The organism is Rhodococcus sp. H36-A4 (assembly GCF_027158005.1).
Lineage (GTDB): Bacteria > Actinomycetota > Actinomycetes > Mycobacteriales > Mycobacteriaceae > Rhodococcoides.
On the sequence record NZ_JAPVLQ010000006.1, the window covers coordinates 459,639 to 469,572 of the forward strand.

Genomic DNA, 9,934 nt, shown 5'->3' on the forward strand with positions numbered 1-9,934 from the left:
AATTCAGCGGTTAGCGCGAATCCCTTTCCGCACAGCACAAGTCGGCCGAAAAGGTAACATCCGCCTTCACGCGACAGGCGCCCAGGTCACCGGCGGCCAGCGGATCGGGATGCCAGATTGAGTGGGGTTTCACCGAACCATCGCCAGCAGGCGCGGGTGTAGCAGCTTTGTTCGCTATATCCGAGGGAGGATGAAATCTGACTCGCGGAGAACCCTTCGCCAGCAAGCCGTAACGCCATCTTGCGACGTACACCATCCAAAGTCGCTGAAAATGTACTACCTTCCTTGACCATTTGGCGTTGCAGCGTACGAGGATGCGTAGACATTGCTGAGGCCACATGGACCAGTGTTGCCTGATTGAGCGGCAGCAATCGCTGTACGAAATCGGCGACCTGGTCGACCACCGATTCGTAGGCGGCGATCGGCGTGAGAAATTGAGCGACGAGACGACGCGAAACCGCATCGGCGCCTCGTGTCGGTTCCTCCAGGATCGCACTGGGTAGCGCGAAGAAATTTCCGTCGGCTTCGAACTCGATAGGAGATCCGAAGGCCTCGCGATACACCGAGGAATGACAGATCTGCGCGTGGGCAAATCCTGTCCGTTCAGGGACGAAAGATGGGTCGATCAGCAGCCTGAGCAACTCGAGCGCGATTCCAAGGCTGAGTTCCACCATCGAGTCGCGTCCGACGAGGCTCCGGAGGACGATCTCGAATCGGAATTGCGGGCAGGGCAGGTTTCGTCGCAGTGAAACGCGTACGGCCGGGCTGTATGTGTGAAGGTATCGGGCAACATCGTCGATGCCTTCACCGATGCTGACAGCGTTTCGTGCCAGAACAGCTACCGGACCGAGGATGTCTGCGCCCTGAGCTTGGGCGAGCCTGATGGGGAAGTCACTCCCCCCAGCCGATGACGAAGCAACATGAACAGCCTGGGACAGGGCTGTGTATCTGATGAACTTGTCGTGGTTACCGGCCCACTCCGGGTTGATTCCGCAGTCGGACAAGATCTGTTCACCGTCACCCCCTTGCTGGGCGACCAAACCGATGAAGTTCGCCAGCGACGAAGCCCGAATTAGATCGTCCATGTCGTCAATTATCAAAAGACTGTCGCCTCGAGTCAAGTGTCCTGAGTCACTTGCGATCCATACTGTGAACCAGGACATCGCCATTTCGTGGCTACAGAAACGAATCGCGGTGTTCGCAAGACGACGAATCCTTAAGTCTCCGTGGACTTCTCTGCGAAAATGAAAGTGTGGTACCACGCATGTCATCACCAGATTTCACTGTGACAGGTCAATCGGTACTGATAACCGGCGGCCGGGGCGGTATCGGCTCGGCAATAGCAAGCGCATTCGTCTTTGCCGGCGCTCGCGTGATCGCTGTCGACGTTTCTCCGGTGCCGGATGTACCACGAGAGGGAATCGACGATGTAGTTGCCGATGTCCGAGACCCTTCCAGCATCTTCGAAGCCGCATCAAAATTCGGATCACTCGACACGATCGTTCAATGCGCCGGCAGGGCAGCCCCCGGCGAGGAGTTCGATCCTGCGGTCTTCCGCGAGATCGTCGACATCCATCTCGTGGGATCGTTCAACGTCGCGGTCACCCTCAAGCCGCTCATGGCGGAGTCTGGTGGATCGATAATCAACGTCGGTTCGATGTACAGCTACTTCGGGTCTCCGTTGGTTCCCGGATACGGTGCAGCGAAAGCGGGCATCGTTCAGTTGACAAAAACGCTAGCTCTGGAATGGGCAAGCGATGGAGTCCGTGTCAATGCCGTTGCTCCAGGCTGGATTCGTACCGAGATGACACGCTTGGTGGAAGAGGACCCAACACTCAATGCCGCCATCACAAGTCGACTACCCAGCGGCAGCTTCAGCGAACCCGAAGACATCGCCGGCACTGTCCTGTATCTGGCCTCAGCGGCTTCTCGCCTGGTCACGGGAGTGACGATTCCGATAGACGGCGGATACAGCGCGTCCTGACCAAACACTGCCCGCACTCCATGCAACAAACACAACACAACACAAAGAGGAAACCATCATGACTGTCGTTACGTCCACTCAGCTTCCAGTGGTCTCACTGCCACAGACCGAACTGCTCACTATCAATGTCGAGTCGATCCCGTTCGTATCCGGAAAACTCGCCCCCGGTGTCAGCTTCAAGCCGCTCTTCCTCGAACCGGAAGTCGGAATCTGGGTAATTGTGGCGACTTTCGAGCCGGGTTCGGGACTTCCCATCCATCTGCACACGGGAACTGTTCATGCTTACACTCTCTCCGGAGCGTGGGGGTACCGTGAGTACCCCGACCAGTTGCAGACGGCAGGATCGTATCTCTACGAGCCCGGAGCATCCGTCCACACCCTTTTTGCACATGAGAGCAACACGGAGGACACCAACGTCCTCTATGTCATCAACGGGGCAAACGTGAATTTCTCCGATGACGGAAAGTTCCACTCCATTCTGGACGCAGTCACCCTCATGAAGCTGAGCAGAGAATTCGCTGCTGAGTCCGGGTTGCCAGTCGACTACCTGACCGGCGGCGGCGCACAGCTCAACAGTCAAATAGCGAAGGTCGAAACTGACTGAGCGAGAACGTATGTCGCGAGGGCCGTCACCAGCCCTGCAAATGTCGCCGGCGGTAGCTGCCCTCACGACATACGGACCACCGTATCCGCCAGGACCGAAAACAAGGATCCCCGCGTCGGGGCTCCGACGTACTGCGGCATCGCTCGAGCACGACGAGACTTCGTCGAGAACATCGAAGACTTCTACAATCCACATCGCCGGCATTCCGCACTGGATTTCCGCACTCCGGACGACGTCCACGACCGTTACCTCCAGACATCGGCCTTGTCAAAGGTCTCTGCCAACAATTGGTCGCTCTATCAGGTGGCTGGAGTGCCCGAGTCTGTTGCGAGGGTCAAGTACTGCTCGCGCGGTAGGAGTCGGCCGGCGCGCCGGAAGGCTTCCTGCACTGAAACGGTCTCAGGCGTGGTCGGCGAAACGTCGAGAATAGCCGGTGCGAGCACGGCATAGGCTCGAGGTGAGGAGCTTTCGAGCTTCTTGGCCAACATCTTCGGCTGACGCGCGGCCAAGCGCATTATCGGGCGCAGCACTGCGGTAACGCCGGCGTCGACGATCGGTCCTTGGCGCGACCCGATCGCTGTGCGCATCCAGCGAGGCAGAGTGGCTATCGTTGCCCGGCGTAGCAACCATTGGACCAGCGGGCTCACGACGCGCAAAGGACCAGGAAGCTCAGTGAGCGCAAGGTTGGCACCATTCAAGATGAGGTGCGCATGCTCGACTGCCGTTTCACTGACTACCAGATCGGGAAGAACGCGCTGGTAGTACGCCCGCATTTCGGCGCGGCTCCTCGGGACGTCAGCGGGGTCGATTGTCTGAAACTGCGCGGCGATGGCGCATTCCCCCCAATACTGGCGATCGTCCTCTGCACTCAAGCGCCCGGGCCCGAATCGCTCGTATACGTGGAGGACCGATTGCCACTGGGTCAGGTGAATCCACAGTTGACCTGCGGGATCGTTGGGGTCATAGGCTTGTCCGGTTACTGGGTCCCGACCGGTGATCCTCGTATGTATGCGCATCAGAGTGTCCGCGGCATGCGCGGCCGTAGCGCTGTCCGCCAGGACCAGTGCACCGGCATATTCCAGGGTGCGGTCGTACCGGTCGGCGGCGCGCTCCCGCAACGAGCCGGTGCCGGCTACCGACGCCACCACCAATGGGTCGAACATCTCTGTGAGCGCAGTGCGCGTGAAGCCCACCGTCATCGAGGTCGGACAGCGGTAAACCTTCCAGGTAACCGAATCGGGGCCGAAGATGCCGAAATCAAGTGGTGCGTTCACTGTGCTTGTCATGCAACACATAGTGTTGCATGTGTTGCACACTGTCAAGCATTGTCGGGTGATCCGAACAGAAGCGGAACGAGAGTTCGTCTCGCATAGGTTCTCGCCCCCTCCTCGGTGCGTACGTCTATCGAGTACTGCGCGGGGATCAGCACGAACGAAGCGAGCAGCCGTGCCATGGTCTCTCCGACCGCATCAGCATCGAGGTGGGTCGCCCTGCCGTCCAACTGCAACTTTCGTACACCAGCGGCGGCGAAGGAGCTGCCCAGCCGAAGCAACGCGGCTTCGTCGGCCAGCCCCGCCGCGATGAGATCCTGCGGCTCGAACTCGGCGGTGCGTCGAATCACCGGATGCGCCTCGGTGAGGCGCACCGCGGCCGCGAAGCCCTCGACGAGTTGCTCAGCCGGATCGTCGACACCCGCCAGAGACTTCATGATCCCCTGCGCCATGCGCTCACCCTCACGCAGAGTCATCGCCTGCAGCACAGCGTCGCGGTCACCGAAGCGGCGGTAGATGGTGGTCCTGTTGACCCCCGCGCGACGTGCAACACCGTCGATCGTCAGCGCTCCGATGCCGTTAGCGGCACATACCCCTACCGCTCCATCCAGGATCTTGGTCGCCGTCGGGTCATCCGGCACGTCGCTAGCTTCTCCCGCAAACACCCGTTCGAGTACCACTCCCAAATTCACGGAGTCAGACTATCCGACCGAGTTGTGTCGAGAGCCTGGCTGCAGGTGCTGACACGGGCGGCTCGACCCTCGGTCCGGCGCACCTGCATCGCGCACCCTGGTCCGCGTCGACACTGGCAAAGCAATGAGTGACACCTCTGGTTGACACGATGAAAACGCCGCGCCGCACCCCGTCCGCCCAAACAGATGCAGCGGATTACGCCTGGCCGTATGGGGAACGCGCGAAAGCGGCCTGTGGGTCAAGACCGGTCTTCATGCGCCACGCGGTCAGTGCAAGGCCCAAGCACACCAACTGCATCGGATCGTCGAGGGATGCGCCCAGCAGCTTTTCGAGACGCGCCAACCGGGCATAGAGGGACTGACGTCGAATCCCAAGAAGGACCGCGGTCTGGGCCTTGCTACCTCGGTTTGCGATGAACGCATCGAGAGTCCGTACAAGATCTGCGGAATGCTTTGTGTCGTAGGCGATCACGGGGCCGAGCTGCTCGGCGACGAACGCGTTGAGCATGGTCGCCGCCACGCCGGCAGCGAGCAACCGTTGAATACCGACGTCTCTCGCGAGGATAACCCCGGTCCGGGTTCCGAAACGCCGGGCGATCTGGACGACCTCGCGCGCCTGACCGAGCGCTGTCGAGATATCGGACAGTTGCTTGACCGGCGCAGCCACCCCCAGTGTGCGTATCGCCGAGCCTCCGGGTCCTCGACGCAGTAGCTCGTCGACTTCGGTGAAGGCGGCCCGGACGCGCCCGGGCGAGGCGAGCAGCCATCCGTGAGCGAGCAAGACTACGTGGTTAGCGGTCACCCCGATCAGACATCGACCGAGCACTGCCTCGACCGCCTCCCGAACAGGGTCCGCGAGCTCGCGAACCGGTGTTCGATGATCGACGTCGACGGCAGCAACGAGTACGTGCTTGCCGTCCAGGGGTGTCCAGCCGGCAGCACTCAAGCGCTCGGACAGGTCACCGTGCGAGGTGAGCACGCCCCCCACCAGATCGGTGATCACCGACTGGGCGAGCGACTGCCGCGGGCCGAGGTCGGGGTGGCGGCCCAATTCCAATGCCACTGCAACAGCCGCGCAGTTCGCAACAGCGGAACGCCGCGCGGTTGCCCGTCCGCTCAGGACCAGTCTGCCGAGCGAGCCGGTCGGGCCGCGCACATCGAGGATGGTCCGCTCGCTCTCCGACCGCTCCGCGGCGGTGGCGTTGCGTTCGACGACTCGGCCTTCCGCGTCGACAAGATCGACCCCGCACCCTGCGAGGCGCGCGATCCCGTTGAGCAGCGCGGTCATCCCCTGCCCCGCCACGACGATATCCAGAAGCTCCTGCCAGACAGGTTCGCCGGCCCGCGGCGAACCGAGCCTGCGACGAAGTATCAGGTCATGAAAGTCTTCGACCATCCGCTCGAATGGGACCACCGTATGCAGGGTCAGGAACGCCACGCCCCGACGTCGAGAAGCCGCGACGAGCTCGGGCGGGGCCGTGAGGAACGAGCGTCCGACCTCCATGGCGAGTGCAACGCAACCGGCGTCCGCCACCTGGTCGAGGTAGGCAGTCAGCTGCTCGGCGGACCGCCCATGGAGACCGAGTCCTGTTGTGAGAAGTAGCTCTCCACCAGCGAGCAGTCCGCCCATCTCGTATACCTCGGACGAATGGACCCAGCGGATCACTGCCGTATCGGGAGAGCCCGCGAGCACCTCGATGGCGGCAGCCTTGAACGATGGCAAAGCGAGAACTTCTCGCAGAGTAGGCAGCATCCCTCAATACTCGATCGAAGGGTCAGTTCGTCATAGAGTGCCTTCTGCCCAATGGACAGCCTGTCCCTTGGCAACCCAATTCAAGCCTGGTCGAATTGTGACACGTGCCACAAGGTCGTTTCATCATCGTCAAGGAGGACACTTGAACAATTCGGTCCGCACAGATGAGTATTTTCTGGGACTCGCCATCGAACAGGCGAAGATCGGTTGGGAGGAAGGTGGCGTGCCGATCGGTGCGGCGTTGGTTCACGAGGGCGAAGTTCTCGCTGTCGGCCGCAACCGCAGAGTTCAAATGAACAGCGCCATCCGCCACGGAGAAACCGATTGCATAGAACAAGCCGGGCGGCTCCTAGCCTCGGTCTACCGTAAGTGTGTCCTCTACACGACTCTGTCTCCATGCTTCATGTGCGCGGGCACTGCTGTGCTGTACGAGATTCCAAGAATCGTTGTCGGCGAAAACAGCTCGTTCGAGTCGTCGGAATCGTGGTTGCGTGACCACGGGGTGCAGGTCGACGTCGTCGACGACGCCGAGTGCATGACGCTGATGGAACGCATGTTGGCCGAGCGACCGAGCCTGTGGCTAGAAGACATCGGCGAGCAAGCATGAGCAGCACTGCCGAACCCGTGCCGGTCGAAGCCGACCGCACGGACTCGGGTACCCCCATCGACCTGGATTATCCCGTCACACCTGTGCCTCTGAGTGCCCGCAAGCCGTTCTTCTCGCTCGCGGTGGTGCTGCTGGGGTTCACCATCTTCACTCCGACGATGCTCGCCGGCGCAGCGCTCGGCACCGCATTCTCGTTCTGGAAGTTGATGATGGTGATCGCTGCCGGATCGGCAATCTTGGGCGCGTACGTCGCCATGATGGGGTACGCCGGCGCTCGCACGGGGCTGACGACCGTCGTCATGGCGCGCTATAGCTTCGGCTCTCGCGGATCCAAGCTCGCCTCGTTGTTGCTCGGTGGCACTCAAATCGGTTGGTACGGCGTCATTATCGGCACGATCGGTGACCTCACCGCGCAAGCTTTGGGCTGGGAGTCCTACGCCGCCCGCGCGGCGGTGATGATCGCGGCGAGCATCCTGATGTGCATCACCGCCTGCTACGGATACCGCGGGATGTATTGGGTTTCGTTGATTTCGACTCCTTTGATCATTGCGCTGGCTTGCTGGGTGGTGTCCCGGTCCCTCGACGAGGTCGGCGGATTCTCAGGTCTGACTTCGATCGAGCCCACGACGACGATGACAGTCACGCTCGCAATCACGACTGTGGTCGGCACTTTTGTATCGGCGGGGACGCAAGCGCCCAACTGGACCCGATTCGCCCGTTCAGGATCGCAAGCAGCTTGGGCCTGCATAATCGGGTTCCTCGTCGGCAATGGACTGATGATCCTGTTCGGCGCCATCGGAGCGATCACCTTCGGTGAAGGTGACTTCGTGCTTGTTCTCTACAATCTCGGATTGGTCGGTTGGGGCTTGGTTCTCTTGTTCGGAAACCTCTGGAAGAGCAATGCCGACACCGCTTATGCCTTCGGAGTCGCCGGTGCCGAGATGTTCAGACACCCCCGAAAGGCGCCGTTTATCATCGGCGGGTGTGTGATCGGCACGCTGCTCGCGCTGACCGGAGTGCACAACCATCTAGTCGACTATCTGAGTCTGCTCGGAACCTTCATCCCACCATTGGGAGGAGTGCTCATCGGGGACTTCCTGTGCCGATGGCGTCGAGGCATTCCCGAAAACCACACCCCTCAGCCGGTGTACTGGCGCCATCTCGCCGTCTACGCCATTGCAGCCTTCCTCGCATGGCTCTCCGGAGAGTTCGAGGTGGGGATTCCTCCACTGATCGGCATCGTTGTCGCCATCCTCCTGACAGTGGGCCTGCATCGGCGCTTCGCCGCGCCGGGGGCCACTAGCCGGGTGAGCGTCGGCCCGACTGCCTGAACCTGTTGCGGTGCGAACGAAGAATCGGTGTCCTTCGGGCACCGATTCTTCGTTCGCACCGCAACAGCGAGTTGTTCACCTGCTCTCAGGCTTCGATCCAACGAGTTTTCGGCATCTCTCACTGTGGCAGCGCGACAACTGGACTCGACGGGCTCGACTGAAAAGTTCCGTCGAACTTGAAAGGGCTCACATGGACGGTTGTCCTGGCAGCGACGATCGTCGTTGCTGTTACTGGCCGTTTGCGAGGGCAGCGTCGAGGGCGGTGAGGATCTCAGCGGGCTCGGTACGGGTGGTGTAGTCGGGGTGCACATCGATCCACCGGATCGAGCCGCCTGCGTCGACGATGACCACCGTGGGAAAAGGAAGTGCATGAGTGCCGTCTGCATTGATATCGGCGAGGTCGAGTCCCAGACTCATCTGCGCGTCACGGGCTTCTTCCCCTGGTGCGGTGAGGATGCCGAGCCGGCCTGCGATCTGGTTCCCCGGATCGGAGACCACCGTGTAGGTCAGATCATTCTTCTGTTGCATCGACAGGGAGCCGTCCGGCTTCTGCGGACTGACAGCCACCAGAGCGACGCCACGAACGTCGAGCTCGCTCACCAAAGTTTCCTCATAGGCACGCAGCGTCAGGTTGCAGTACGGACACCATGCCCCTCGGTAGAAGACCACCACTGCGGGGCGGCCGGCCCGGACCGACGCCAACGTAGTGGGATGTCCGCTCTCGTCGACAACGTCTCCGTCGGGCATAGCCGTGCCGGCGGCAGCGACATCTGCCGGTATCCCCGCTGCTGTGACCCGTGCCAGGTCGGCATCGAAAGCCGCCCTCACATCTGCCGGCAGTCGTGTCGCTGACTTTCGCTGAAGCTCTGCAACTCGGTCGGCGATTGTCGTGTGAGGAGTAGGCATCCGCAAGGAGCTCCGATTCGGTAGGGGTCGTTGGAGTATCGCTGGGGTCGAGCCTGGTGCCCTTCGGTCCCATGAGCAAGGTAGCAGAACTGGCCTTCACAGTGACGGCTGCGGCATGCGGGTCACCGCACGTGGGCAGGGCATCTCAGGACCGCGCTCGGCACAGGCTCGATCGATGAGGTCGAGACACAAACTATGAAGTAATGCAACAGGAATAAGCTACCGGAACTTGTGGATAGAACCCCACTTTCGACCTTCTTGTACGCATCGAAATACGAAATTGCGCACCACCGAACGACCCACAATTGGACGACGCACGAGACAACAGAGCTGCAGTTGGCGTCCCCCCACGGTGAAATGTTCGGAACCTCGATGCTCGTTCGGCGAGAACTGCGCGGAGCGCGCTCCTCTCAAAACCATATGCACACGAGGCTATCGATCTGCATCACCCATACACACTGTGCGCGAATAGTTTTCGCATTGTCCGGAGAGATCCCCGATCTGATATCAGGGCGCGCACCGGATACCGAAGCGCGAGAACGACAGTGCGCCCGCCGGAAGCCCGTTCGGGTCCATGCGGGCGCACTCGAGGTCGCGAGAGTCAGACTCGCTCTGTTTCGGTCGGCGATGTCAGCATCGAAGGGCGGTTGCGGTGGTAGTGGCAGGTCCCCGATAGTCGGACCACCGCGTTCTAGAGCCACGGTGTGATTGATGTCAGTCGATCGCGCAGCCCACGGGTTGGTGCGTGTGGGTGCATTGGGCAGCGTACTCGGCGGGTGTCAGGTA

The 9,934-nt window shown here is 61.1% G+C and carries 9 protein-coding genes; 4 read left to right on the top strand and 5 right to left on the bottom strand.

Going from position 1 to position 9,934, the window contains the following annotated elements; genetic code table 11:
- Positions 1 to 86: 86 nt before the first annotated feature.
- Entirely contained in the window at positions 87 to 1,085 is a 999-nt protein-coding gene (locus tag O1W68_RS18645; protein ID WP_269306033.1) for an AraC family transcriptional regulator, read from the bottom strand.
- Between the two features lie 179 nt (positions 1,086 to 1,264).
- Between O1W68_RS18645 and O1W68_RS18650 the strand changes: the two genes are divergently transcribed.
- Together O1W68_RS18650 and O1W68_RS18655 are read left to right on the top strand one after the other, a co-directional pair.
- Positions 1,265 to 1,984, top strand: coding sequence for an SDR family NAD(P)-dependent oxidoreductase (locus O1W68_RS18650; protein WP_269306035.1), 720 nt, complete (start codon positions 1,265 to 1,267; stop codon positions 1,982 to 1,984).
- A 58-nt stretch (positions 1,985 to 2,042) separates the two neighbouring features.
- Complete coding sequence (locus O1W68_RS18655) at positions 2,043 to 2,588, top strand: 2,4'-dihydroxyacetophenone dioxygenase family protein (protein ID WP_269306037.1); 546 nt, start codon at positions 2,043 to 2,045, stop codon at positions 2,586 to 2,588.
- Positions 2,589 to 2,887: 299 nt separating this feature from the next.
- Here the strand turns inward: O1W68_RS18655 and O1W68_RS18660 are convergent, their stop codons facing one another.
- The 3 genes from O1W68_RS18660 to O1W68_RS18670 all read right to left on the bottom strand — a co-directional run bounded on the left by O1W68_RS18660 (position 2,888) and on the right by O1W68_RS18670 (position 6,304).
- Complete coding sequence (locus O1W68_RS18660) at positions 2,888 to 3,874, bottom strand: oxygenase MpaB family protein (protein ID WP_269306039.1); 987 nt, start codon at positions 3,872 to 3,874, stop codon at positions 2,888 to 2,890.
- Between the two features lie 32 nt (positions 3,875 to 3,906).
- Positions 3,907 to 4,551 (bottom strand): TetR/AcrR family transcriptional regulator, encoded by a 645-nt coding sequence (locus O1W68_RS18665; RefSeq protein WP_269306041.1) that lies wholly within the window; start codon positions 4,549 to 4,551, stop codon positions 3,907 to 3,909.
- A 196-nt stretch (positions 4,552 to 4,747) separates the two neighbouring features.
- Entirely contained in the window at positions 4,748 to 6,304 is a 1,557-nt protein-coding gene (locus O1W68_RS18670) for a helix-turn-helix domain-containing protein (RefSeq protein ID WP_269306043.1), read from the bottom strand.
- Positions 6,305 to 6,446: 142 nt separating this feature from the next.
- On the opposite strand from O1W68_RS18670, the gene O1W68_RS18675 reads away from it, so the two are divergent.
- Positions 6,447 to 6,911, top strand: a complete 465-nt coding sequence (locus O1W68_RS18675) for a nucleoside deaminase (protein ID WP_269306045.1) — start codon at positions 6,447 to 6,449, stop codon at positions 6,909 to 6,911.
- Entirely contained in the window at positions 6,908 to 8,242 is a 1,335-nt protein-coding gene (gene codB / locus O1W68_RS18680) for a cytosine permease (protein WP_269306047.1), read from the top strand. Before O1W68_RS18675 ends, codB begins: the two co-directional genes overlap by 4 nt.
- Before the next feature lie 228 nt (positions 8,243 to 8,470).
- Here the strand turns inward: codB and O1W68_RS18685 are convergent, their stop codons facing one another.
- Positions 8,471 to 9,148, bottom strand: coding sequence for a peroxiredoxin-like family protein (locus tag O1W68_RS18685; RefSeq protein WP_269306049.1), 678 nt, complete (start codon positions 9,146 to 9,148; stop codon positions 8,471 to 8,473).
- Between the last annotated feature and the right edge of the window lie 786 nt (positions 9,149 to 9,934).

Coding starts and splice junctions, on each gene's coding strand:
- O1W68_RS18645 (WP_269306033.1), bottom strand. CDS start 1,085: ATGGACGATCTAATTCGGGCTTCGTCGCTGGCGAACTTCATCGGTTTG.
- codB (WP_269306047.1), top strand. CDS start 6,908: ATGAGCAGCACTGCCGAACCCGTGCCGGTCGAAGCCGACCGCACGGAC.
- O1W68_RS18655 (WP_269306037.1), top strand. CDS start 2,043: ATGACTGTCGTTACGTCCACTCAGCTTCCAGTGGTCTCACTGCCACAG.
- O1W68_RS18670 (WP_269306043.1), bottom strand. CDS start 6,304: ATGCTGCCTACTCTGCGAGAAGTTCTCGCTTTGCCATCGTTCAAGGCT.
- O1W68_RS18650 (WP_269306035.1), top strand. CDS start 1,265: ATGTCATCACCAGATTTCACTGTGACAGGTCAATCGGTACTGATAACC.
- O1W68_RS18660 (WP_269306039.1), bottom strand. CDS start 3,874: ATGACAAGCACAGTGAACGCACCACTTGATTTCGGCATCTTCGGCCCC.
- O1W68_RS18685 (WP_269306049.1), bottom strand. CDS start 9,148: ATGCCTACTCCTCACACGACAATCGCCGACCGAGTTGCAGAGCTTCAG.